Here is a 24,129-nt window from a genome sequence, read left to right as displayed (position 1 = left end):
AGTGTAAAGGAAATTAAAATTTGATAAAAACAACAGATATGTTTTCCCTTGTACCTTATTCATATCCAAAATCCAAATCGGTAAAAGAGATATTGATCTCTTCCATGGCAGCAGGAATTTTGGTTTATCTTTTCCTGATTATTTTTCAGCCTTTTGGTACAGAGAACTATCATCATCCTTACAAATACTTTATTCTTTTTCCGTACACTCTTATTTTTGGAGCAGCCTTTTTTATTTCAAGCCTCTTTGTTTTCAGATTCAAAGATTGGAATATCGGCTCTGAACTCTTGAAAATATTTGTCATTTTAGTACTTGGGTCCATCTTTTCCTACCTTTACAATACATTATTTATAAGTCATGTAGAACTTAGCCTTGAAAATTATGGCTATATGTTGCTCTACTCTTTAGCAGTAGGCATTCCCATTTCCACTATCTATATATTGTCAAGATATATTTATTTAAAAAATATTCATGAAAATATTGCACGGGATATTGTTCCTCAACTCATAGGAAACATTGAAAATTCCAAAGAAAAAATTCTGACAATTACCAGTAATAATATTGAGTTGGCAATTGCTGAAGAAGATTTCCTGTGTGCTCAATCCATGGAGAACTACTGCACTTTATACTTTTTAGAAAACAATACAATAAAAAAAAATTTGCTCCGAATAAGCTTATCCAATGTTTTATCACAAGTGGAAACAGATTCCATTAAAAAATGCCATCGCTCTTTTATTGTTAATCTGAAAAAAGTAAAAAACCTTAAAGGAAATGCTCAGGGCTATAAATTAATTCTCCCTGAAATCGACTTTGAGATTCCGGTTTCAAGAAGTTTTATCTCAGACATTATTCCTCAATTACAACAATCTAAAAGTTAAAGACTTGTTGTTCGTCACTATTCCTTGACATTCATCACATTCATTTGATTCTCTTTACGGAAAGCAACATTTTTGCTCAAAAATAACTGACATGAGCAAAAACATTCGCTTCTTTTTAATCTTTATTCTGGGGTTTACCATTTATTACTTCTTTGATTTATTTTGTTTTAAAAACATACAGCAATTCTCAAAGAACCTTTTTCACAGCAAAGCTGTTGCCCATATTATTGCTTATGCGGTGACCTTAATCCCATTGGTAATAACATTAAAGGTTTTGTTTCCTAAAATGAATATTCTTAACTTATTTTCTTTGGATAAATCCATCATTAAAGGCTTTGCATTAGCTTTTATCGGTACATTACCCATGCTGATTGGATATTGCAGACATTTTAAAATAAACAGTACAATAAACACTGAATCTTTGTTCATCAATACTATTTCTTCAGCATTTTTTGAAGAGATAATCTTCAGAGCATTTCTCATTGGAACATTGTTAAGATTCACAAAACTCGGATTTTTATCATCTGTATTACTGGGATCATTACTATTTGCGCAGGTTCATTTATACCAAAGCCAAAAAACTACGGAGCTTATTGAAATATTTGCCATTACATTTTTGGGATCTATATTTTTTGCCTGGGTATACTTTGAACAGAATTTTAATCTCTGGTGTGCCGTATTTCTCCATTGTCTCATGAATCTCTATTGGGAAATCTTTCAGGTTTCGGAAAATGTTGCCGGAAACCTTTATGGAAATCTCTATAAATTTCTATCCATATTTTTAATCATAGGCATCATTATATATCATAAAAGAAAAAATAAAATCCCTTTTCAAATCACATGGAGAAGTCTTTTTATAAAAAGCACAGAAGTTCAATCATAAATTTTGCATAATTTTGCGAAATGTTGATAGAAAGTTTTCAAAACGAAAAAATAAAAAATGTCACTAAGCTACTTACTGACAACAGGTTCCGTAAAAAATCAAAGGTTTTTGTCGTAGAAGGACAGCAAGAGAATGAAAGAGCTGTACAATACAACTTTGAACCATTAGAATTCTTTATCTGTGAAAATATCTTTAAGGAAACCATTCCTGATGGAAAAATTCATTATGTAAGCGACAAAGTTTATGAAAAAATAGCGTACAGGGGAAGCTCTGAGGGAATTATCGGAATATATCAAGCCAAAGAAATACCTCTTTCATCATACATTCCCAAGGATAACTCAACAGTTATTATAGTTGAAGGCGTTGAAAAACCAGGTAATCTTGGTGCAATTTTAAGAAGTTGCGAAGCTTTTGGTATTGATGCACTGATTGTTGCAGATGGTAAAACAGATTTCTATAACCCCAATGTGATCAGGTCCAGCGTGGGCTGTCTTTTTGGAATGGAGGTTTATCAGGCGGAAAATGACGAAACATTAGCATTCCTGCAAAAAAACAACTTCAACATTTACACAACATTGATGGACGAAAGTGCTGAAGATCTTTATAAAAGAGATTTCACGCAGCGTTCTGCTGTACTATTTGGTACAGAACATTCCGGGTTAAGTGATTTCTGGATTGGAAAAGGGAAAAATACGCTGATTCCTATGGCAGGAAGTATTGACTCCCTAAATCTGAGTAATGCTGTAGCTATTACTTGCTATGAATCCTTAAAACAGAAGAAAGGATAGAAGACCTAAAACCATTAAGATGATATGATACTTTAAGACTATTAGGTATCATCTTATTGTTTGTGATAGTAAAACATAAAAAAACCGTCTCACTGAGTGAAACGGTTCTTTTATTTTTAAGCTAGGCTAAAATTATTTCTTAGCAGCGTCTTTTGCAGCATCTTTAGCAGCGTCAGCAGCTCCTTTAGCAGCATCAGCAGCTCCTTTAGCAGCGTCAGCAGCTCCTTTAGCAGCATCTTTAGCAACTTCAGTTCCAGCAGCAGTAGTAGCAGCAGCAGCATCTTTAGTAGCTTCTACAGCAGTAGTTGCAGCAGAATCAACAACTTTAGCAGCAGAATCAGAAACTACAGCAGCAGAATCAGCTACGTTAGCAGCAGCAGAATCAGTTGTACCTTCAGTAGCAGTAGCGTCAGTTTTTTTACAAGCAACTAGAGAGATTGCAGCGATAGCAGCTACGAATAATGACTTTTTCATAATAAATTAAATTTAATTTTGTTAATATTGTTTTATAAAATTTTCTTCTGTTCTGTTATTTGAACAAGACAAAGGTAGAGCAGTTAGGAAATTTGTTTATGAAAAATAATTGTAATACCTTTGTAAAATAGTTTTACAAAAGAATATAGCTGATAATCAACAATTTAATTATTTTTAAAAAAATTGACAGATTTAGATTTATTACACTTTGAACAGCTAAAAAAGGACGTTCAGGGTCAATATTTAAAAGAATATACCCCTTCACAGGATGACATATCCAAGTGGAAGGGTATAGATATCATATATTTTCAGGAAGACCTACGCAAAAAAGCGAAAGGTAACATCAGTGAAAAGTCATTTTATACCTATTTCAAAAATTCACCGGTCACAAAATTACCAAGGATAGATATGCTCAATTTATTGAGTATTTATGCGGGTTACGACTCTTGGTACGAATTCAAGAAACAGCATCTTTTTGCTGGGGAATTATTACTGGAAAATGAAAATCTGGATGAAGAAGAAATTGATGAATTAGAAAAAACAGTAGCTTCAGCTCCCGAACTTCCAAAAAATGAGTTTCAACCTAGAAAAACTGAACCCAAGACCCCTGAAAATGTTGATTTACAAAAATCAATAACTGAAATTCAACAAGTTAACAAATCCGTTACAAAAAATAATGAAACTGAATTTTCAACACCACCACCTAAGAAAAATTTCTTCAAAAAGAATGCTTGGGCACTTATTACTTCCGTTTTAATTACCATTACCGGTCTGCTAGGATTTAAAGATGTAATTTTTTCAAAAAGTTATAAGTATTGCTTTATTGATAAGGACAGAGGAGTTTCCGTAATCAATACATTAGAAATTATGGTTGTTAAGGAAAATGAATCTCCTTTGATGTATAAAATAAAGCCTGGTGATTGTTTTTCTTATTCAACTAAGGATAAGAATTTAAAAATGCGCATCAGTGCTCCTTTCTATGAGCCTTTAGAAGTAAACAGAAGCCTGGAAAATGCCCCTGAAGAAGAAAAGATAGAACTAAAACCGGATGATTACAAGATGGCGGTCTATTATTTCTCCATAAAAGACATTAAAGGCGGAAATCCTGAAGAACAGGTAGCCCTTATCAAGCAGAAAAGAAATCAGCTGGAAAACCTGATTAGCAACAATGCCATTATATCTCAGGTATATGACAATGACACCTATGGAATTGAAAGACTTGACAAACAAAAGTACATCACCCTTGTAACCACTCCTACTACTTCACTGAAAAACCTGAATGTAATAGAAATGAAAAAGGATAACAATGGCAAAATTGTATCCATTAAATTTAAAATTACCACCACAGATGAAAAGAATAAATAACTTTTTAATTTTCGCGGTACTTCTTACTTTATTTGTTGCCTGTAATAATAAAAAAACAGAGGTAAGCGACCTGGACAAACTACGAAACAGCAACAATGCAAAAAGCTATCCTGCTGTACAAATGGACAGCATGCAGGCGATTAACTCCATCACTAAACAAAAAGTTCAGGAACTTCTTGACCTTTCTACCTTATATTTATCCGGAAACAGAAATACGGAAATAGATACTGTAATTTATTCACAGATGGAAAGCTACTTCCACAAACCAGACTCTTTAACATTTAAAAGGCTATTGACAGAATTGGACAGTCTGAAAGTAAAATCCGTGAAAGTAAACAACTTGAATGTCTACAAAGAATTCTATAAAAAAGACACACTGGATTACGCGAGGTTCAATGTAGAGTATTTTGACGGCAAGAATAAGTCATTAGGAAATTTTGAGAAGAACGCACAGTACATATTACTGTCTACGTCCAAGCTTAAAAAGGAATTTAAGTTTTATTTTTTAGATTTTTATTCCAAACCCATTAAAAAAGACAGTACTTCTGTAGGAGTAACCAAATAGTCTAGCGGAATATCATTTTCCCAGACATCATCAATACATTCATCGGGGTCAAAGTAATTGACTCCGATTTTTTTTGTCACTGATGACATCCTCTGAAAAAGACCATCATAGAATCCCTTTCCATATCCTACCCTATTTCCTTTTTCATCACAATATAAAAGAGGGGTAATCACATAATGATAATCATTTTCCTGGGAATCCTCATTGGAAACAGGTTCTGAAATCCCCCAACTGTTGGTTTCAAATAATGTATCTTCAAAAATTTCTATATTGATGAGCTTATCTCCGACAATTTTAGGCACAAATACGCGGATATTATGTGATAAAAAATACTGAATGAAGATTTGGGTATCAATTTCCATTCTGGACAAAATCGGAATAAAAACATGTACTTTCTCTCCCTCTTTTGGATTGAAATAATGAATGAAATTTTCAAAAATCTTTTCAGATAACAAGAAAGCCTCATCAGAAGACAAGGCTTTTCTTTTTTGTATATATTTTTTTCTAAGTTCTGCTTTTAGCATACTCTTATGCATTTTCAGCTTGCGCAATTTTATATAATTTATCAGACAAACGAACTCTAAATGGAAGTTCAAAAGTAATCTGATCCCCTACATTTGCTATTTCACAAGGACCTCCGTTTACATAAATCTGGGTAATTGTAACCTCCTGCTCTCCTGTAGTTGGTCCTGAAATCAAAACTTTATCACCTATAGAAAGTTCTTTGTTTTCAATTAAAAACTGTGCAATCTTTGATTTTGAATAATAATGTTCAGCCTTTCCAATGAATGTCTTTTTAACTTTTATTTTCTGGCGAATATCCTTTGTCTCAGCTTTCGTAGCTTTTCCTAAAGGCTGGGTTGATAAACCTCCTGAATTTTTAAATTTCAGAGCATCAGATTTTCCTTTTCTGAACACTTTATTTCCAACCTGTAATCCTTTTCTTAATCGAACCTGCTCTTCTAGTGGTAAGTGTATTGTTTCCAAACATTCAGTAGAACAAGTATTTTCCATTGCGGCTTTACATTCATCACATTGAATAAATAATAAATGACACGCATCATTAGCACAATTGGTGTGATTGTCACAAGGCTTTCCACATTGATGACATTGGGAAATAATATCGTCGGTAATTCTTTCACCTAAACGGTGGTCAAATACGAAGTTTTTACCAATAAATTTACTTTCTATTCCTTCTTCCTTAATTTGACGGGTATATTCAATGATTCCACCTTCTAACTGGAAAACGTTCTTAAAACCTTGGTGTTTAAAGTAAGCACTGGCCTTTTCACAACGGATTCCACCGGTACAATACATTAACAGGTTTTTATCTTCTTTAAAATCTTGCAGTTGATCATTAATGATCGGTAGACTTTCTCTAAAATTTTCAACATCAGGAGTAATAGCTCCCTCAAAGTGCCCTACTTCACTCTCGTAGTGATTTCTAAAATCAACTACAATCGTGTTGGGATCCTCTAGCATATTATTAAATTCCTGAGCTTTTAAGTGAATTCCCTTATTGGTAACATCAAAAGTTTCGTCATTCAAACCATCAGCAACAATTTTATTTCTAACTTTTATGGTTAACTTTAAAAAAGAATGATTGTCCTGATCTACTGCTACATTTAGACGAATCCCTTTCATGAAGTCATAAACTTCCAGCGTATTACGAAAATCCTCAAATTGATCTGCAGGAACACTCATCTGAGCATTTATTCCCTCATGTGCAACATAAATACGACCTAGGGCATCAATGGCGTTCCAGGCTATAAATAATTCGTCGCGAAATTTTTTGGGATCTTCAATTTTGGCATACGCATAGAAAGACAAAGTAAGACGATCCTTACCAGCTTCATCAATAAGTTGAGCTCTTTCTTCTGCGCTTAAGGTGTTATACAGTTGCATGCTATAAACGTTTTAAGTGAGAAAAATATTTTCGCAAAGATAGTAATTTTTCAATTAATTGCATTTCTTAGACATAATCACAATTCAAAAAGCTCGATTAATGGAACTTTGCACGATGAGTAATAATTGATTACGAAAACACCACAATGGCATTGATTTTTCTATACTATACTCTTTTACATTACACTGTTAGATTATATGATGATGTATCATTTTCTTTAATATTTTTTTAATTTTTGTTAACTATCGTGTTAACAATTATGACATAATGTACAAAATGACATAATAGCCGTTAAATTTTAGTTAAAATTGAAACATAGCATACTAATTGCTTACTTATTTAACATTAAATTTGTTTACTCAAAAACATTAATAAGAAATTAATTAATAAACAAGAAAGATATACAATGAAGAGTACTTTAAAAAAACTATTACCATTTGCAGTAGTCGGAGTAATTTCAGGAGCTACTACCGTTGGAGCTATACAATATTTTGGACATACCTCCAACAACGGAGATCAATCTTTTTTCACAACATCCGCACCTACGGCAACATTTGCCGGAATGAATACCGGAGCGGTAGGTGATGACTTTGTAAAGGCGGCAAAGACAACCGTTCCTGCTGTAGTTACGATTAAAAATTATCAAAGTAGAACTGCAAACAGAGCATCTGAGCAGGATCTATTTGACTATTTCTTCGGAGATCCTTTTGGAGGAAGAGGCCAGCAAAGGCAAAAGCAACAGCAGGCTCCGGACAACATGCCTTCAGGGATGGGTTCTGGTGTTATCATCTCTCCTGACGGTTATATCATCTCGAATAACCACGTTGTAGCGGGTGCCAATAAACTGGAAGTTGTCCTGAGCAACAAAAAATCATATATAGCAACCTTAGTTGGTACTGATCCTAATACTGATATTTCTTTATTAAAGATTGAAGAAAAGGGACTTCCTTACCTAAACTTTGCAAACTCAGACAATATTGATGTAGGACAATGGGTACTTGCAGTTGGAAACCCGCTGGGATTAAACTCTACCGTAACAGCAGGAATTGTTTCTGCTAAAGGAAGAGGTATCGGAATCTTAGGAAGCCAAGGAAAGGCTGCTAATCCAATTGAAAGCTTTATCCAAACAGATGCCGCGATTAACCCGGGTAACTCTGGTGGTGCATTGGTAAACACGAATGGTGAACTTATTGGGATCAACTCGGCCATTCAGTCTACTACAGGATATTATCAAGGATACGGATTTGCCGTTCCAGCTAACTTAGCAAGAAAAATTGTTGAGGATATCAAGAAGTTTGGTATTGTACAAAGAGGATTCCTTGGAGTTCAGTCTTTAGATCTTTCCAATGATCAGCTAGTAGCAGCATACAATAAACAGTACAAGACTAATCTTAAGTCTGGCTCAGGAGTATATGTAACAGGATTTGGTGATAATAGCGGTGCAGAAGATGCAGGCCTTAAAAAGGGTGATATCATTACTAAAATAGACAGCTATGATATTACAGATTTTGCTGACCTGTCAATGTCTATCGGAAGCAAACGTCCTGGTGATAAGGTACAGGTAACTTATTCAAGAAATGGTAAAGAATCCACAACAAGTGTAACTCTTAGAGACCAGAAAGGAGGTACTTCTACCAGAACAAAGGCAGATCTTAGTATTGCAGAAAAGATTGGTGCCGAATTCAACCCTCTTAATGAGAGATTCAAGACAGAATATGGCTTAAACAGCGGTGTAGTTGCTAAGAATGTTTCAGAGGGTAGTGAAATGGCGAAAATCGGAATTGTAGACAACTATATTATCATTGAAGTCAATGGTAAACCGGTGAATTCACAGAAAGATGTAGAAAATATCCTGGATAAATACCAAGGAAATGTACAGATAAAATTTGTAGATGACTACGGAAGAATTTATACTAAAGGATTTAAAATGCCTTAATCAAAACTAAACAATAATTATTTTCATATCAACAAAAAACGCTGCAAATATTTGCAGCGTTTTTTGTTATTTTTATTTAGGTTTATTCATTTTTTCAGCGATTCTTTTCTTCTTATTCCGTTCATAGATCACTTCTACAATCTTACCACCAATCCAGGAAAACGGGAAAAAGGTAAGGAAGATAGAAATCTTATAGAATGTAGGATGATAAGGAAATATAATCACATCCAACATCGCAATGAAAAGCATAATAAAGCCGATAAGAATAGCATAGGCTACCTTGGCATATTTAACGATGATTGCCGTTGCTACACCTCCAATGGTAGTTCCTAATCCGGAAATAAATAACAGGAAGCCAAAAAAGGCCTTATCATCTTTCATACTGAAAAGAAACCTTTGCCAATGCTCAAATGGAGCAAAGGCCTCAAAAGTTACCCATTGCGGAAAAACTCTTATACCAAGAGTAATAATAAGCCCCGCAATACCAAGGCCTACCAACACCGCAATTGTATTTCTTATAAAATTCATTAATCCTGATGTGCAATCATAGAAATTTCGATATCCACATTTTTAGGCAGACAAGAAACCTGTACTGTTTCACGAGCAGGATAGCTTTCTGCATCTAAATAAGAAGCATAAATATCATTCATTACAGCAAAATCATCCATACTTTTAAGGAAAATTGTTGCCTTTACAACATTTTTGAAAGTCATTCCAGCTTCAGTAAGAATTGCCTCAAGGTTTTTCATTACCTGATGTGTTTCTTTTTCAATTCCCTCTACCAATTTACCAGTTGCAGGATCTACAGGAATCTGTCCGGAGATATATAACACTCCATTCGCCATATTAGCTTGTGAATAAGGCCCGATTGCTGCAGGTGCATTAACTGTGTTGATTATTTGTTTCATATGTGGATATTTATTTTTTTAATGCCATATGGAATCGCCCTCTTCATTTTTTCCTTTCCAGCCGATTTCATTAGATTTTATTTTGCTTGCAAATATAAAATTTATATTCACAAATGCCAATCTGATATTAGAAAGGTGAATTTGGCTGCGTAAAGCTTCGGTCTTTATACTTCAATGCATCGCTTAAGATATTGGCTTTGATCCCAATAAAGAAGTCATACACTTTATATTGCCCGAATGGCACCCAGTTAAAATTAATGGTAAAACTTCGCTGATCTCTTGAAAAACCAATCCTTGTGTATGCCAATTCTTTGGTCACCAAATCATAGTGGGTACTGCCATTGATGTTCCAATATGGGGTAAGCTTAATACTTCCGTCAAGACCAATGGATGCAATTTTGCTACCAAATCGGCTAAGACCTTTTGAATAAGCATAATTCGCATTAACATTCAAAGTCCAGGCTTGATCGAAATGAGCATAGTGATCATCATCAAAATAATAATTTTCATTTCGAATCTCTCCTTTCATGGAATACTTTTTAGCATAATCTTTCTTTTCTCCAAAAATTTCGCTGCTCAAAGGATAAGATAACTGAACATTGAATCCCTGTACTCCGAAATGTCCGAATTGCTCAGTTCTGATTCCGGTATCCTGTCCTGGTAAAAACTCAATTTTATAAGGTTCAAGGGAAAGACTTGTATTTACTGTAAGTTTGTTATTAAAGAAAGAAGACTGCCCATTGATGGTGAAAATAGACCAAGGGTGAGTTTTTGCAGCAAAGTTATAGCTCCCTGTAAGGTTTAGGGATTCAAAGATCTTGATCTTCTTCACACCAGTTGAGTCGCTTTTAGACTTTACCTTCATTTCGATATTATTCCCGATACTAAAACCTAATGCTCCTACCATACCACTTGACGGGCTTCCTATGATCCCTTTTTCAAAAATGGAATATGGAGTAATAGCACCTGTTGCATTATAGTAATTTCTATAATATCCGAAGTTAGGACTTGAAAAATCCGGAGCATATGTAAATCCAATACTTGGAGTCATCATATGTCTTATTGCCTCTACAGCAGATCCTTTTTTGAACTTCATCATCCCATAAAGCGTTGTCTGAAGACTGGCTGTTGTAGAGAAAGTAGAATATCCTGTGAAGTTTTTATTGATCTCATCCACTGTAACATTCTTTATAGGATCATAATATCTGTTAAGTGTTTTTGTCGTTAAACCATTGTCAATATTTGCACTTAAACTGAAAGTAAAATACTTCGCCAATGTAGTATTGGTAGCCAACGCAATATTGTTCTTAAGACCCGTCTGCATTTTATCCCACATTTCCTTTTTAAACAATTCATTTTCCTGAGTGCTTACAAAGTTGGTAAGATTGAAACCAGTATTTACCGTAATATTTTCAAGAAGTCCCTGTCTCACTCCCGTTTTTGATTTAAACAGATAAAACTGATTAACCGCTACGTTCATTTGTGGCAAACGAAGATCGGAAGAACCTGTTGCAAAATTCTGAGAATATGATGCCGTCCCTGTAATAGTAACCGGAAGCTTCAAAAACCTTTTGGTAAGAGTTACCGTAGAGTTCTGCTGAGTATTCAGGACATTCTGGTTGAAAATATTACTGTTGTTAAGTGTATTGTTATAAAACTTCGTACTTACGATATCCACCTGTGCACTAAACGTAAGGAAAGGGTTCGCTTTAACATCCTGTGCATGGCTCCAGTTAATTCTATAGGTACTGTTTTTATTATAATCATCCAATCCCTTGATTCCTCTTACCATTGTTCCAACATCTGCATTAAAGGTTCCTGAATAGCGGTATTTCTTCTGATAGTTCACCTGAGGACGCAGGTTCCAGCTTCCTTTGGTATAAATGTCAGCAAGAACTTTAAGGTCAAAATGTTCACCAATCGGCTGGTAATAGCCTATTCCATTTAGGAAGAAACCTACATCTTCTCTTTCCCCAAAACTTGGGATAAGAATACCTGCCGCTCTTTTATCAGAAAACGGTAAGATGGCAAATGGCAGATATAGAGGTGTAGGAACCTGTTCTATAAACATCTGAATAGGTCCGGTAACGATCTGAGATTTATTTTTGGTTTTGATAAGCTTGATATTGTAAGCTCTCATAAAATAATCCGCAGCCGTATCTTTTTTCTTTAAAAAATATTCATCTGTAGTATAGTCTGCTTTACGCATTGCAAACACAGAATCATTATATTTTTTTGTTTTTTGCGCTATAATTACCCCTTCACTTTCCTCCGTTCTGGCATTGAAAGCGATAGCCTGTTTGGTTTTTGTATTATAACTAAACTCGTTGGTTTCATATTTCTTCCCTGCCTGGGTAGTGATTACAGGTTCTATTATTTTTCCTAAAGAGTCTTGTTTCCCCCTGGCATAGATCAGATTTTTATTATCATCAATAGAAATATAATCTGCATCAATCTGCATATCCTGGTATTTTACCTGGGCATTCTTGTTAAGGAATGTCATTTTCTTGGGGATATCTCTTCGTTGATCATCTGCTTTTGTATGAAGTATATCATCTAAAGCTTCTTTTTTTACAACTATGGTATCCTTTTTGGAAATAGTATCATTAACCGCATTTTTAGGCAATTTCTCAGGCGTTTTTTGTGCTAAAAAATTGTTAAAAATTAGGATAATTAAAATTTGTAATATATTTTTGAGGACGGTTTTGGCCAATTTTATTATATATAATTAAGGCCCAAAATTAATATAATTTTTATAACTGTAAGATGCACAAACAAAATTTTAAAATAATTTTATCATTTCTCCTTATTCTAATGAGTAACTTTTTTTTCTCTCAAAAGAAATTTACAATCGTTTTGGATGCCGGACATGGAGGAAGTGATCATGGGGCTAACAGGTCCTATTCGGACATTGGAAGAATAGCAGAAAAAGACATTACGCTTGCCATTACCCTAAAGGTGGGGGCAATGCTTGAAAAAAACAGGGACTTCAAGGTTATCTATACCCGTAAGATAGATGAATACCCGTCTCTCTCAGACAGAACCAATCTTGCCAACAGAAGTAAGGCCGATTTATTTGTATCCATTCACTGTAACTCTTCAGCGAGACCTACAGCCTATGGAACAGAAACTTATGTACAGGGACCTAACCAAAACAACGAAAATCTTGAGGTTGCAAAAAGAGAAAATGACGTGATCTTTCTGGATGAAAAGGATAAGCAGATCTTCGGATCCTACAATCCTGAATCTCCGGAGTCTCTCATTGCATTAAAGCTTCAACAAAGTAAATATCTTGAGTCCAGTCTTCTTTTGGGAGGATTGGTAGAGGATAATTTTGTGAATAAGGACAAAAGATCTTCAAGAGGGGTATTTCAAAAGAACCTTCACGTTCTACGTATGAATGCCATGCCATCTGTACTGATAGAAACTGGTTTTATTAATCACCCGGAGGAAAGTCACTATATAGCTTCCGAAAAAGGCCAGAGTGAAATAGCAGAAAGTATTTACAATGCCATCATTGATTATAAAAAAGCGGTTGACAGAAAATCCGGAGGGTCATCTTTTACCTCCAGAAAACAAGAACCGGAAAAACCGGCTGAAACTCCGCTGAAAAATGATTTCAGAATACTATTGATGAGTTCTCCTACTAAATATAACGAGAATGACCCTGCCCTGAAAGGATTAAGCTATATTCTAACCCTTAAGGAAAACGGACAATACAAGTATTACTACGCGGTAACCAATATGGCTTCTGTAAAAGACATTAATCTAAAAAGCGCCAAAGACGCCGGATTTAGAAATGCCTTTGCAGTAGGGTTCATGCCAAACCAAAAAATAAGCATGGGTTATTATACCCTCGAAGTATACACTGGTGAAAAATTAAACGGAAATTCATACATCCTTCAAAACCTGAAAGATGTGGAAAGAGAAAAAGACAATGGGGTTTTCTATTACACCTACGGAAAGGTATATACGTTGGAAGATGCTGTAAAGCTTCAAAAAGAAGTTGAAGCTAAGGGCATCAAAAACACAGTGATACAAAAAGTATATAAATAATTTAAAAAAATAATTTTGAGGTTTAAAAGTTAATTATTACTTTTGCAACCTCAAAATTTGGCCTATTCGTCTAGTGGTAAGGACTCAAGATTTTCATTCTTGCAACAGGGGTTCGATTCCCCTATAGGCTACCAAATTTGATATCATGCCGGATTTAAAAATACAAGAAGCAAAATTGCTTTTTAAAAAAGTCCACTCTAACCCAAAAAGTTACGATTTACAAATCAATGAAGAAGGGATTACAGGCAGGGATGATAAAATAAGTTTCAGACTTTACAGGACTGGAGAAAGGGTTGCTTTTGAAGTAACAATAGACGAACTCACTTTCACCAATACAACTGGGGAATGGAACAACGCACTGATCATGCTTGGAAATACGATCAAAAAAATAGAAAAAGAACAGGAAAATTTAAAAATAGAACAAGCAATAGATAAGCTTAGAAAGTACCTTTCAGAAGAAAATTAAAAATTTTCAAAATAAATTTGGTAGTTAAAGAAAAAGTTTATAGTTTTGCACTCACATTTAAACGATATGGCAAATCATAAATCAGCTCTAAAGAGAATTAGACAAAACGAAACTAGAAGACTTCGTAACAGATATTATCACAAGACTGCTAGAACAGCATTGAAGACCTTAAGAAATGAGGAGAACAAAGCTGCAGCTACAGAACAGTTGCCAAAAGTTATCGCTTTATTGGATAAATTAGCTAAGAAAAATATTATCCACAAAAACAAAGCAGCTAACTTAAAAAGCAAATTAACAAAGCACGTTAATAAATTAGCGTAAAAATATAGCTGGCCCGTTCGTCTATCGGTTAGGACCTCAGATTTTCATTCTGGTAAGAGGGGTTCGATTCCCCTACGGGCTACTTAAATCTTTAAAAACCACTGTATAACATCAGTGGTTTTTTAAAGAAAAAGTAGAAAAGCTATTATTTTAAATAAAAAATCTAACCGGCCCGTTCGTCTATCGGTTAGGACCTCAGATTTTCATTCTGGTAAGAGGGGTTCGATTCCCCTACGGGCTACAAGATTAAGAGTTGATACTTATAAAAACAAAAACTAACACATTACCTCGGTAATGGAAGATAGAGGGCCCGTTCGTCTATCGGTTAGGACCTCAGATTTTCATTCTGGTAAGAGGGGTTCGATTCCCCTACGGGCTACAAAAAGGATTTTTTCGGAAATCCTTTTTTTTGTTTCTATACCCTCCTCTATTTATCTTTTTCATACAAAGCTTCATCATCATTGATCTTTTATAAAGATATACAACCTCACTTTTACTACTCCCTTTATCGGATATCCTTTATACTTTGAAATACCCGGACAAATACTTCCCTAGCAAACCACCGATAATCAATTCCTTTATTCTCCACAATAATCTTTAACCTTTACATTAGGTTTCAAACCATTTTATTCAGCAATATTAATTCCACCTTAAAAATCACCACAAATGGAAATATTATTTCTTACTCTTCCGTTAAATGCTTAAATTTGAATAAAACTATTCATTAAAAAAATAAATAACATGAAATTTAATTTACTTTTGGGAAATTTCTCCTCTTTTAAAGCTGCGTTAGTCACTTTATTTTTATTTTCAATGCAAGCTTTATCATTTGGACAAGATAGAATTTACGCTCACGCTCAAAGCTCAGGCGTATTTGGAGTAGCATGTCTGGGATGCCGTGTAGACAACCCGCTCAATGCCATTGGGGGTAACGAAGATGATTATTCTACAATGGTACTGGGAACAGCTCTATTAGGAGGAATCCAGCAGACTTTAATTTTTCCCGATCTTAGATCGGATACAAGATTGGTTGTAGGAATCGGAACAGACAATATTCCATTATCTGTACAGCTTTTAAGTGGTGTTACTCTTGAAACAATGAATGGAGGTACTTCTAACGAAGACCGTAGAACGATAGACATAAGTCTCCTTAAGCTAGGAGCTACCCCAAACAGAGGTACGGTAGAATTCAAGCCGGCCAAACCTTATGATGGAATAAGAATAGGCTTAACAGGAGGAGTACTAAGCCTTGGTGGTGGATTCAGAATTTATTATGCCTATCAGGATCCATTGATTAGCATAATGGCACACAGCCAGAACGGACAGGTTACTCTTGATGCCAATATTTCATTAGAAGGGGCAGAAATTGCTTTAACGAATACTTCAGGAAAAGAAGTGCATCGTTCCAAATTAAGATCCAAAACCTTTGAATCTAATCAGCCTGAAGGGGTTTACTTCATGACCGTTCAGACCAAGGAAGGAAAAACATATTCTAAAAAAATTATTATTAAATAATTCTCAGAAAACAAAAACGGCAATCTTTATAAGGCTGCCGTTTTTTTTATGCTTAATCACAGGGAAAATCAAATTATAAAACATATTATTTCTAATTCAAAAAATTATAGTTATAAAAACCAAATATTAATAAATCACAAAAAATAGAAATAAAATAATCAACATAATCATTTTATATGTAAATTTACAAAAAACTAAAAATCTTAAAATATCAACATATGAAAACCAATTTATTAGTGAGACAGCATGCTATAAAAGCAGCGATGTCAGCCCTATTTTTGTTCTTAATGAACTCCATGTCTTTTGCACAGATTGTAAAGTATTATGCCAGCAGCCAGACGAATCAAGTTCTTGGTATCTGCATAGGCTGTGGCGTAGTAAATCCTCAAAATGCTGTAGGAAGCAATGAGAATGATTATTCTGTTCTGCAGGTTTCAATAGGCTTGCTAGCCCGTACTGAACAAACCTTAATTTTCCCAAATAGTGCTTATACCAATAAGCTGGTAATAGGTATCGGGTCAAATGGAACTCCTTTATCTGCACAAGTATTGGGAGGTGTATCTATTGAAACATTTAATGGAGAAGTTTCAAATAATGATTACCAAAATCTAAGCAATGACATTCTTAAGCTAGGAGACACAGATCCAAGCAAAGGTGAGATTGAACTTACGATGAACAAGCCTTATGACCGAATTAAAATAAATGTGAATTCCGGTTTACTTAATTTAGGAGGTGAACTTAGAGTATACTATGGATACCAATATAAGGATCCATTTATCAGCTTACGTGCCCACAGCCAAAACGGACAGGTCACTCTTGATAAAAATCTTCCACTGGAAGGTTCGGAGGTTACCCTTGTTAATACTTCAGGAAAAGAAGTATTCCGTACTAAGCTGAATTCAAACACTTTTCAAACCAACCAGCCTGAAGGCATCTACATCATGACCGTTCAGACCAAGAAAGGAGAAACTTATTCTAAGAAGATCTTGATTAAATAAAATTTTAAACCCTGGAAACGGCTGGCTTTTTTAAGTCAGCCGTTTTTATTTTATACCTACATCAGACAAGCTTGATGATAATTTACTTCTCAATAGTTCTTTATTTATACTGATTAAAAGGGATATAATAATTAAGCATTGTTATATAAATTACTCTTGATTAAATAAGATTACTCTACATCATATTGTTGATTAATTATTATTTTATAAAAAAGCCCCGGCCAAAATTGGCCAGGGCTAAATGAAACAAAATTAGCTATGCTAAAATTAATTTTTAATTAGTTTTTGCTGATACACCGCTTTATCAGTTACTGCTTTCAGCATATACATTCCTTTTGGTAACATGCTTACATTTACTTGTCCATTGCTGAACTGTGTGTTAACCAATTTACCGGAAGCATCATATATTGCTATATTGATTACTTTTTCCTGTGTTTTGATATAAAGGATGTCTGTAACCGGATTCGGATAAATACCAAATTCAAGTTTCTTCACCTCAGCAGTTGCTAAAGTAGCCGCATTACTATTTACTGTAAGTGTTTTGTCAATAACCTTACCATTAGAATTGAAACTAATTACAATATTAGCTGTTCCAGAAGTAATTGGTGTAATTACCAGTTCTTCATTGGCATTAATTTCTGCAGAAACAACTGTAGGATTACTGTTTGATTTCACAGATTTAATAATAGATGACCCAAAACTATCTTCGTCAGAAACCATTGTTTTCAGATCAATGGAAGTCGCACTTGAGGCTGTTAACTGTGTCGGGAAAGTATTGCTTACAGTTGGAGCTGTATTATCCGGGAATACTGCTAATGATGGGAACCAATAATAATCATCCAGTGTTCTGGTATTAATCAAATTACCAGTAGCATCAAATGTGTGGATCCAGTTTTTTTGAAAATGGGCACCAAATCCGCTTTCTGTGGTATTCAGGATAAGATTTCCGGTGGATGGATTTACACGCAATGCTGCTCCGTAAGGAATCTGCTTATAGGTTCCTGTTTGCCCTGGAAGTGTAATAAATGCCTCGTTAAATCCTTTTGTGGTAACGTCAAATTTAACAATTTGATTTCCTGCAACAAATCCGCTTCCGCCTTTAATCCAATATAAAGTATTTTCTGTATTACTTGCTGTAAAGCTTCCTGCATTCCAAGCGCCCCATGAATCTGAGTATGTTGTAGTAGGGATATTATAATATTGTACTGCAAGAGTTGCTGGATTGATGTTGGCTAATTTCTGCTTCTGAATTGCCCAAACGCTTCCATCTTTTGCCTGAGCAATAGAAATAAAAGGCCCAGCAATTGTATTTACTAAAGTATCGGTATTAGGATCGATCACTAAAATACCTGCACCCTGCTTCACTGCAAAAACATATTTTGAAGTACGGATCATGTTCCCAATCTGCCCCGCATACTGACTTCCTCCACCTGTTCCGGTTATGAGGCTTCCCACCTGCAGATTATCAATATTAAATAAAAAAATTCCATTGGAAGCACCAATATACCCCTTGTGTTCGTTCACTCCCAGAAAAGATCTTCCATCTCCACCTCCGATATCATTGAATCCTGCAATTTTCTGCATGGTTTGTGCATTGGCAATGACCAATCTACCACCGGGTGTATATTGTGCATCTCCTGCATCAGCAGCCTGCTTGGATACAAAGTAAAATTTATCTCCATAGATTGTTCCGAATTGTGTAGTGGCTCCGAAAGCATGATTGTTATTCGCATTACTGTAAACGCGATTAGTGATCTGTCCGTTATTATCAATAAAGTTAACAGAACCGTTTGTATGTCCGTACCACTCTTCATTTACCATAAAGAATCCATTGGTAAAGTTTGTAGAACTTACGTAAGGAGAAACAGGTGTCATTGTAGAAGAAATTGGGAATGATCCTGACATAGGGCTATAATTCCATACATCCCATGAACCATTTTGAAGCACACGTGACGTAGCTCCTACTCCTGAAAAACCAAAGTCTGCATCTGTAGGATCTTTTACCCAGTATGACCAGAAGCCATTATACCATCCCGCATTCCAATGATCATTAGTATCCTGAGCTACATACTCATCAAAATCATAAGCTGTAGTGTTTACAATACCATCTAACGGATATAGTGGATAGGTAGCATTTCCTCCTTTAATAAGAGCTCTGCTGTTCTGTCCGTTCAGGTCAAAGCCAATCCCTCCTATTGCGGTTCCAAACTGAGTCCCCTGATATAATAATGTATAAAACCTATGGTCTGCCTTTGCAATAGCCTTAAGCATATCTTCTCCGGTAGCATTTCCGTCCCATTTAAATCCCCATACCAAGGCATCAGGATTTTTGCTATCATTCCACTGTACAACAAATGCAGCCTGATTGGAACCTGTTCCTACCCAGTACTGCACATCAGAAAAACTGAGCGTAGTCGTTGTATTATTAATGGTATTTAACTGATTATTCCCTGAAAGATCATTTCGGGGTACACCCTGTACTTTCATCTGAGCATTCGTGAACAATGCAAACAGAAAAAGCATGATAAAAATGTAAAACTTTTTCATTTTTTATTAATTTAAATTATTTCGTTGAATTATTTTTTATAATGTAGATCGTAGGCTCCGGCAACTTCCGTGGAAACTTCACCCAGCCATCCGGCTTCCTGATTGATTCCTGTATGCACTCTTACAAAATCAATTCCCGGTAATTTCACATATCTTCCGTTACGGTCAACAGCCCACGAGATATCAATATTGGAAGCTTCATCCGTATTGGGAGCATTATCAGCATATCCAAAGTCATATGATTTCCCTACCCAATACGTTCCAGTCCCGCTTTGATCATAAAAATTATCTTTAAGCCTAGTTCCTGTAAATCCGTAGGAAGCATCTGAAAACCACAAAGGATAGTAGCTTTGTGCGTGGAATGTATTCTTAGTTTTAAACCCGCTATTCCCAAGATTATCCTGCCATTTGATGTATTCGATATCGGTCTGCCAGCCATCATTTCCAGGAACAGGAACTTTATTTTCGTTGGGCTTGAAATAGGTTATGCTGTAATCCTTTGTTGTCGTATTTTTAAAATATTCACTTCCTGCAATTTCATACCATTCATTGTCATCGGGTTTTCCGTTTTTGTTTCTGTCGTAGGCAACCATAATAATTCCCGGCTCACAGCTTCCTGAACGGGGATCATTGGAGGCATTTCCAAAGAATGCATTTCCCAGAATCTTAAAATCTCTTCCGTTTAAATTGGGTATGGTATGATCAAATCCAAATACTACATATCCTCCGAAGCCTCCAAGACTTAACATTGTAGAATTGGAACCCACAAGAGAAGCGCTAGCTTTTTGAAGCATATCTGCAGAGGTGTTACCTTGAACATATTCAGGGATTTCATTCATGAACTGCCCTACAGCCGGACGAAAATCAAGTACCTTGGCAATGTATTTACTTAATGTTCCTGTTTCCTTGGTCACAACGATTTTAGAATGATATACTTTTTCCTCACCATTATGTCCGATCTTTAATGTTAAAGGAAAGGCATCTGCTTTTGCACTGATGAATTCCAATTCTGAGTTGTTGGAAATAATAGAATCATTAATGCTCCAGGTAAAACTTCCTGAAATATTGGTGGGAATATTCAGTACTTTAAAGCGCTCAATGGTGTAGGAGTCATCTAACCCGTTAAAGGAAAATTCATTATCATCATGCTTACAGGAAGCTATGATTCCTACAAAAAGAAGTGATAAGGCTCCGGTTTTTAAATAATTAGCAGTTCTTTTGTTCATGTCTCTCAGTTTTATTATTTATATAGAAAAGCGAAATGGGCAGGGATATTTCCACCCTCTGTTTTCCATTTAAAATGTCCGTTTTTATCAAAGCAATACACATATCCCATCGATACATAATTTCTTGCATCAGTAATGTAAATATCTTCGGTGATAGGGTTTACAGCAATTCCGTAAGGAGTTTTAATGATGGCTTCATACTCCGGATCAACAATTCTGTTGGCAATAATCTGCTCGGTCTTTACATCAATGATTCCGAATGTTTTCTTATAGGTATGGGTATTGTAATTGAATTCGTTTCCGTAGAAATAGAGCTTGTCATTAACGATTGTCATTTCATTGACAGCAAGGTGAAAGTCTTTTTTTATTGCTCCTGTAGAAGCATCTAGCAAATATAAATTGGAAGGAACATCATAGTAATCTCCTCTTGAGCTTACATACAAATCTCCATAGTTATCTTTTTTAAGACGATGAAGATTAATAGCAACATCAATCTTTTTGGTTTCTGTAAAGTTGTTTAAGTCTATAACGGAAACTGTTCTGTCATAGTTGGGAACCATATATCCTCCTGAATTGGCTACAAACAGCTTATTACCTACGATTTCCATTTCCTCAGGCTGATATCCTACGGTTACTTCTCGTTGGATGGCAAGAGATGCAGTATCAATTTCCACTACTTTTCCCTTAGGTGCATTGGGATTGATGTCTACAGGACCCACATAGCTGCTGGCATAAGCTTTTCCATTATTGAATGCTAAGTATCTGCAGTTCTGCAAATGAATTGATTTTATGCGCTTGGCTGTTTTGGCATCAAGAACTTCAATGGTGTTAGAAACGTTGACCACAATGTATAGCTTACCCCCATAGATTTTAATGTCATTTCCCACATCTCCCAATTCTTTTAAAACATTGGGATTAATTTCTGCATAGATATTCCTGTAGTACGTTCCTGTGGTATAATCAAAAAAATCCAATGTACATTTGTTACTTCCCATGTTCCCTTCATTCAATACATAGAACCCTTTTATGGCTGTATTTTCAGGAGGAGCAAGACCATCCACCACCTCCATCGGGATCACTATTTCATCCGTACGGCAAGCTACAAGAGAGACCAATGCAAAAAGTAAAAAAAAGATATTCAGTTTTCTCATAAGGTGAAGTTTAAAGTGAGTCTAAAGTTTCTTCCCGGCATAGGATAATTCTGTACAACATCATAGTACTGATTAAAAACATTATTCATTTCAAGGTTAATCTTAAATGGGTGCCCGGCCAGACTCAATTTTTTCTGAACGGAAAGATCATGGGTGTACCAAGGCTGAACAAAATTGTATTGAATATTATCCATCTGGCCGTCATAGCGCTTTCCTACGTAGATCATACTATAATTAAATCCCCAATCCTTATAGTCAGCCATCATGGTAAAAGATCCGCTATGCCAAGGGGTATAAGGAATTTGCTGGCCATAAAAGGTATCTCCTGGAATGATTCCCCATCCTTTATCTGTCTTATCCTTGGCACTTTGATAAGTATAGGATAGTAACGGCTTCAGCTTTACCTTTCCCAGCATCATTTCTGCCTGAACATTTACATCTGCTCCAATGATTTCAACTCTTCCAAGGTTAACCATCATCCAGCGAAACATATTCACAGTAGGTACTGCAACAATCTTATCCTTAACTCTGTTATAATATCCGTCTACTTTCACATAAAATGACTTTAGTAAAGAATTATTATATTTTTTCTGATAGGTAAACCCGATGTCATGCTGAAAGGTAAATTCGGGTTCCAGATAGGTACTTCCGATATTGGTGTAATACAGGTCATTAAAAGTTGGCAGTCTGAAAATCTTTTTATAGAAAGCTCTAAGGGTAAGCTCCGGAATGGCAGCAGGCTGATAGCTCATAAATAGAGCCGGAGTCCATTCTCTCCTGTCATCTGGTCTTTTATTTCTTCTTACTTCCTCAAAGGTAAAGGTACCCAAGAGGCTTCCCAGAAACTTTAATCTGTTCCACTGATAAGTGGTAGCCAATGCTACAAGTGTAGTATAACGGGTAGGATACGTAAAATTTGTTAAATCAGCATTCAGATTATTATACTGAAAATCTCCACTTAAACTTACATCCCAATTAGAATTAATAGAATATAAATTGGAAGAAGAAAGATACACTTCCCTTTGAATGTAAGTATTGATTGAACTTTTAACAGTCTGAGCCAGTACAGTGTCATTGAAATGAGTATAATCGTAGGCAAATTTCGCCTTAAGCTGGGTTTCAAACTTTGGAAATAGTTTCTTTCTAAAATTGGCCTGTACAAAATAGTTTTCATCAAGCATTCTCGCTCCTCTTGCCTTAAAGCGGTATTTTACAATAGGCGCCGGAATACCACGATCTGAAATATAACCGTAACCACGTATATTCCAGCTTCCGTTATTTAAAGTACCATTAACGGATGTTTCAAAACGTTTTGCCTTAATATCAGAGTCATATCTTTTAGCAATTGTATCGGTAGCGGTTTCCCCATTAGGATATTTTCTGGTATAACGAAATTTGTAAAGTCCATCACTTTGCAGAAACTCGGCACTAACGCTTGCAGAAATTCTTTTTGAAATCTTTTGTTCTAAACGGAAAGAGGGGTTAAATAAATCGATGGAAGCACTTTTGGCTCTAATGACCAGATTAGTCTTTCTGGTTCCTGTAAAAACAGGGGTCTTGGGCTGTAAATAAATAGATCCCGATGATCCAAAATCCTTTGCGGGCTGGAAGATCTCACTCTTTTGCCCGTTGTATAATGAAATCTCTTCCAGATCATCCAAGGAATATCTTCCTAAATCTACGACTCCATTTTGAGCATTCCCCAATTGAATTCCATCATAGAAAACTCCTACGTGCTGGCTTCCCATACTTCGGATATTAATGGTCTTCAAACCACCCATTCCTCCATAGTCCTTGATCTGGACTCCTGAGAAATACCGTAAAGCATCTGCCACAGAGTGACTGTTCAGCCTTTCAAGCTCTTCCCCCTGCAAGATCTGAGCAGGAAGTATTTCTTTAAAGTTCTTTTTGTAAATATTGACAACCTTAATGGTTTCTTCCTTAATGCTGTCTTTTTTCTTCGTTTGGGAAAACAAGAATTGAGATGTTAACACGAATACTGTGAAAACAACCTTATGAAATTGAGATGTAGTCGGTTTTGGCCCCATTAGCTCATTCAGGAATAATGATAACGCTAATGGATAGATATAAGAAAGCAACGATAAGGCACAGCTGTTACTGCACAAAATCATTGTTGTCCTAAGCT

General features: G+C 35.5%; 21 protein-coding genes and 4 tRNA genes. 15 read left to right on the top strand and 10 right to left on the bottom strand.

Annotated features, from left to right (window positions below):
- The first annotated feature begins 38 nt into the window (after positions 1-38).
- The 3 genes from EG359_RS16530 to EG359_RS16520 all read left to right on the top strand — a co-directional run bounded on the left by EG359_RS16530 (position 39) and on the right by EG359_RS16520 (position 2,549).
- Entirely contained in the window at positions 39-878 is an 840-nt protein-coding gene (locus EG359_RS16530; protein WP_076353237.1) for a LytTR family DNA-binding domain-containing protein, read from the top strand.
- 91 nt (positions 879-969) lie between these two features.
- Positions 970-1,761 carry a CPBP family intramembrane glutamic endopeptidase gene (locus tag EG359_RS16525; protein WP_076353236.1) on the top strand — a complete coding sequence of 264 codons (792 nt, stop codon included), beginning with the start codon at positions 970-972 and terminating at the stop codon, positions 1,759-1,761.
- A 20-nt stretch (positions 1,762-1,781) separates the two neighbouring features.
- Positions 1,782-2,549 carry a TrmH family RNA methyltransferase gene (locus tag EG359_RS16520; RefSeq protein WP_076353235.1) on the top strand — a complete coding sequence of 256 codons (768 nt, stop codon included), beginning with the start codon at positions 1,782-1,784 and terminating at the stop codon, positions 2,547-2,549.
- A gap of 132 nt (positions 2,550-2,681) precedes the next feature.
- Here the strand turns inward: EG359_RS16520 and EG359_RS16515 are convergent, their stop codons facing one another.
- Positions 2,682-3,023 (bottom strand): hypothetical protein, encoded by a 342-nt coding sequence (locus EG359_RS16515; protein WP_076353234.1) that lies wholly within the window; start codon positions 3,021-3,023, stop codon positions 2,682-2,684.
- Between the two features lie 183 nt (positions 3,024-3,206).
- Between EG359_RS16515 and EG359_RS16510 the strand changes: the two genes are divergently transcribed.
- Both EG359_RS16510 and EG359_RS16505 read left to right on the top strand, forming a co-directional pair.
- The gene (locus tag EG359_RS16510; RefSeq protein ID WP_076353233.1) at positions 3,207-4,388 is read left to right on the top strand and encodes a hypothetical protein; all 1,182 of its coding nucleotides are present in this window, start codon (positions 3,207-3,209) and stop codon (positions 4,386-4,388) included.
- Positions 4,372-4,953 carry a hypothetical protein gene (locus EG359_RS16505; protein ID WP_076353232.1) on the top strand — a complete coding sequence of 194 codons (582 nt, stop codon included), beginning with the start codon at positions 4,372-4,374 and terminating at the stop codon, positions 4,951-4,953. The genes EG359_RS16510 and EG359_RS16505 overlap by 17 nt, the downstream gene beginning before the upstream one ends.
- Here the strand turns inward: EG359_RS16505 and EG359_RS16500 are convergent.
- The gene (locus EG359_RS16500; RefSeq protein ID WP_076353449.1) at positions 4,902-5,477 is read right to left on the bottom strand and encodes a 5-formyltetrahydrofolate cyclo-ligase; all 576 of its coding nucleotides are present in this window, start codon (positions 5,475-5,477) and stop codon (positions 4,902-4,904) included. The genes EG359_RS16505 and EG359_RS16500 overlap by 52 nt on opposite strands.
- A 4-nt stretch (positions 5,478-5,481) precedes the next feature.
- Positions 5,482-6,858: an oxygen-dependent tRNA uridine(34) hydroxylase TrhO gene (gene trhO, locus EG359_RS16495; protein WP_076353231.1), complete on the bottom strand. Its 1,377-nt coding sequence runs from the start codon at positions 6,856-6,858 to the stop codon at positions 5,482-5,484.
- A gap of 407 nt (positions 6,859-7,265) precedes the next feature.
- On the opposite strand from trhO, the gene EG359_RS16490 reads away from it, so the two are divergent.
- Positions 7,266-8,795 carry a trypsin-like peptidase domain-containing protein gene (locus EG359_RS16490; protein WP_076353230.1) on the top strand — a complete coding sequence of 510 codons (1,530 nt, stop codon included), beginning with the start codon at positions 7,266-7,268 and terminating at the stop codon, positions 8,793-8,795.
- A gap of 72 nt (positions 8,796-8,867) precedes the next feature.
- Here EG359_RS16490 and EG359_RS16485 read toward each other — a convergent pair whose 3' ends face one another.
- The 3 genes from EG359_RS16485 to EG359_RS22505 form a co-directional block, all read right to left on the bottom strand.
- Complete coding sequence (locus tag EG359_RS16485; RefSeq protein WP_076353229.1) at positions 8,868-9,323, bottom strand: hypothetical protein; 456 nt, start codon at positions 9,321-9,323, stop codon at positions 8,868-8,870.
- Positions 9,323-9,703 (bottom strand): RidA family protein, encoded by a 381-nt coding sequence (locus tag EG359_RS16480; RefSeq protein WP_045491236.1) that lies wholly within the window; start codon positions 9,701-9,703, stop codon positions 9,323-9,325. The genes EG359_RS16485 and EG359_RS16480 overlap by 1 nt, the downstream gene beginning before the upstream one ends.
- A gap of 127 nt (positions 9,704-9,830) precedes the next feature.
- Positions 9,831-12,416 (bottom strand): putative LPS assembly protein LptD, encoded by a 2,586-nt coding sequence (locus EG359_RS22505; RefSeq protein WP_076353228.1) that lies wholly within the window; start codon positions 12,414-12,416, stop codon positions 9,831-9,833.
- 53 nt (positions 12,417-12,469) lie between these two features.
- Here EG359_RS22505 and EG359_RS16470 point away from each other — a divergent pair, with 53 nt between their 5' ends.
- From EG359_RS16470 to EG359_RS16430, 9 genes are all read left to right on the top strand, one after another.
- Positions 12,470-13,759 (top strand): N-acetylmuramoyl-L-alanine amidase family protein, encoded by a 1,290-nt coding sequence (locus tag EG359_RS16470; RefSeq protein WP_174567016.1) that lies wholly within the window; start codon positions 12,470-12,472, stop codon positions 13,757-13,759.
- Positions 13,760-13,818: 59 nt separating this feature from the next.
- Positions 13,819-13,893 (top strand) — tRNA-Glu (locus EG359_RS16465).
- Between the two features lie 11 nt (positions 13,894-13,904).
- Complete coding sequence (locus tag EG359_RS16460; protein WP_076353227.1) at positions 13,905-14,225, top strand: hypothetical protein; 321 nt, start codon at positions 13,905-13,907, stop codon at positions 14,223-14,225.
- A 66-nt stretch (positions 14,226-14,291) separates the two neighbouring features.
- The gene (gene rpsT / locus EG359_RS16455) at positions 14,292-14,546 is read left to right on the top strand and encodes a 30S ribosomal protein S20 (RefSeq protein ID WP_076353226.1); all 255 of its coding nucleotides are present in this window, start codon (positions 14,292-14,294) and stop codon (positions 14,544-14,546) included.
- Between the two features lie 10 nt (positions 14,547-14,556).
- Positions 14,557-14,628, top strand: a tRNA-Glu gene (locus tag EG359_RS16450).
- A gap of 87 nt (positions 14,629-14,715) precedes the next feature.
- Positions 14,716-14,787: transfer RNA gene (locus EG359_RS16445), tRNA-Glu, on the top strand.
- Between the two features lie 66 nt (positions 14,788-14,853).
- Positions 14,854-14,925, top strand: a tRNA-Glu gene (locus EG359_RS16440).
- Positions 14,926-15,287: 362 nt separating this feature from the next.
- Positions 15,288-16,061: a T9SS type A sorting domain-containing protein gene (locus tag EG359_RS16435; RefSeq protein WP_076353225.1), complete on the top strand. Its 774-nt coding sequence runs from the start codon at positions 15,288-15,290 to the stop codon at positions 16,059-16,061.
- 218 nt (positions 16,062-16,279) lie between these two features.
- Positions 16,280-17,059, top strand: coding sequence for a T9SS type A sorting domain-containing protein (locus EG359_RS16430; RefSeq protein ID WP_076353224.1), 780 nt, complete (start codon positions 16,280-16,282; stop codon positions 17,057-17,059).
- A gap of 267 nt (positions 17,060-17,326) precedes the next feature.
- Here the strand turns inward: EG359_RS16430 and EG359_RS16425 are convergent, their stop codons facing one another.
- The 4 genes from EG359_RS16425 to EG359_RS16410 are packed head-to-tail and all read right to left on the bottom strand — an operon-like array spanning position 17,327 to position 24,115.
- Positions 17,327-19,606: a DUF5074 domain-containing protein gene (locus EG359_RS16425; RefSeq protein WP_076353223.1), complete on the bottom strand. Its 2,280-nt coding sequence runs from the start codon at positions 19,604-19,606 to the stop codon at positions 17,327-17,329.
- Positions 19,607-19,635: 29 nt separating this feature from the next.
- Positions 19,636-20,832, bottom strand: coding sequence for a cell surface protein (locus tag EG359_RS16420; RefSeq protein ID WP_123867422.1), 1,197 nt, complete (start codon positions 20,830-20,832; stop codon positions 19,636-19,638).
- Between the two features lie 14 nt (positions 20,833-20,846).
- On the bottom strand, positions 20,847-21,983 hold the full coding sequence (locus EG359_RS16415; protein WP_076353222.1) for a YncE family protein: 1,137 nt from the start codon (positions 21,981-21,983) through the stop codon (positions 20,847-20,849).
- Entirely contained in the window at positions 21,980-24,115 is a 2,136-nt protein-coding gene (locus tag EG359_RS16410) for a TonB-dependent receptor plug domain-containing protein (protein WP_317043346.1), read from the bottom strand. Before EG359_RS16410 ends, EG359_RS16415 begins: the two co-directional genes overlap by 4 nt.
- Positions 24,116-24,129: the final 14 nt, after the last annotated feature.

The sequence above is a fragment of the Chryseobacterium joostei genome (assembly GCF_003815775.1).
GTDB classification, from domain to species: Bacteria; Bacteroidota; Bacteroidia; order Flavobacteriales; family Weeksellaceae; genus Chryseobacterium; species Chryseobacterium joostei.
Note: the sequence above shows the minus strand (reverse complement) of the source record. Positions and strands in the feature narration are given on the sequence as shown.

Bases quoted from the DNA above. Each gene is read 5' to 3' on its own strand.
- EG359_RS16530 (WP_076353237.1), top strand. From the start codon at position 39: ATGTTTTCCCTTGTACCTTATTCATATCCAAAATCCAAATCGGTAAAA.
- EG359_RS16525 (WP_076353236.1), top strand. From the start codon at position 970: ATGAGCAAAAACATTCGCTTCTTTTTAATCTTTATTCTGGGGTTTACC.
- EG359_RS16520 (WP_076353235.1), top strand. From the start codon at position 1,782: ATGTTGATAGAAAGTTTTCAAAACGAAAAAATAAAAAATGTCACTAAG.
- EG359_RS16515 (WP_076353234.1), bottom strand. From the start codon at position 3,023: ATGAAAAAGTCATTATTCGTAGCTGCTATCGCTGCAATCTCTCTAGTT.
- EG359_RS16505 (WP_076353232.1), top strand. From the start codon at position 4,372: ATGAAAAGAATAAATAACTTTTTAATTTTCGCGGTACTTCTTACTTTA.
- EG359_RS16500 (WP_076353449.1), bottom strand. From the start codon at position 5,477: ATGCTAAAAGCAGAACTTAGAAAAAAATATATACAAAAAAGAAAAGCC.
- trhO (WP_076353231.1), bottom strand. From the start codon at position 6,858: ATGCAACTGTATAACACCTTAAGCGCAGAAGAAAGAGCTCAACTTATT.
- EG359_RS16490 (WP_076353230.1), top strand. From the start codon at position 7,266: ATGAAGAGTACTTTAAAAAAACTATTACCATTTGCAGTAGTCGGAGTA.
- EG359_RS16485 (WP_076353229.1), bottom strand. From the start codon at position 9,323: ATGAATTTTATAAGAAATACAATTGCGGTGTTGGTAGGCCTTGGTATT.
- EG359_RS16480 (WP_045491236.1), bottom strand. From the start codon at position 9,703: ATGAAACAAATAATCAACACAGTTAATGCACCTGCAGCAATCGGGCCT.
- EG359_RS16470 (WP_174567016.1), top strand. From the start codon at position 12,470: ATGCACAAACAAAATTTTAAAATAATTTTATCATTTCTCCTTATTCTA.
- EG359_RS16460 (WP_076353227.1), top strand. From the start codon at position 13,905: ATGCCGGATTTAAAAATACAAGAAGCAAAATTGCTTTTTAAAAAAGTC.
- rpsT (WP_076353226.1), top strand. From the start codon at position 14,292: ATGGCAAATCATAAATCAGCTCTAAAGAGAATTAGACAAAACGAAACT.
- EG359_RS16435 (WP_076353225.1), top strand. From the start codon at position 15,288: ATGAAATTTAATTTACTTTTGGGAAATTTCTCCTCTTTTAAAGCTGCG.
- EG359_RS16430 (WP_076353224.1), top strand. From the start codon at position 16,280: ATGAAAACCAATTTATTAGTGAGACAGCATGCTATAAAAGCAGCGATG.
- EG359_RS16425 (WP_076353223.1), bottom strand. From the start codon at position 19,606: ATGAAAAAGTTTTACATTTTTATCATGCTTTTTCTGTTTGCATTGTTC.
- EG359_RS16420 (WP_123867422.1), bottom strand. From the start codon at position 20,832: ATGAACAAAAGAACTGCTAATTATTTAAAAACCGGAGCCTTATCACTT.
- EG359_RS16415 (WP_076353222.1), bottom strand. From the start codon at position 21,983: ATGAGAAAACTGAATATCTTTTTTTTACTTTTTGCATTGGTCTCTCTT.
- EG359_RS16410 (WP_317043346.1), bottom strand. From the start codon at position 24,115: ATGATTTTGTGCAGTAACAGCTGTGCCTTATCGTTGCTTTCTTATATC.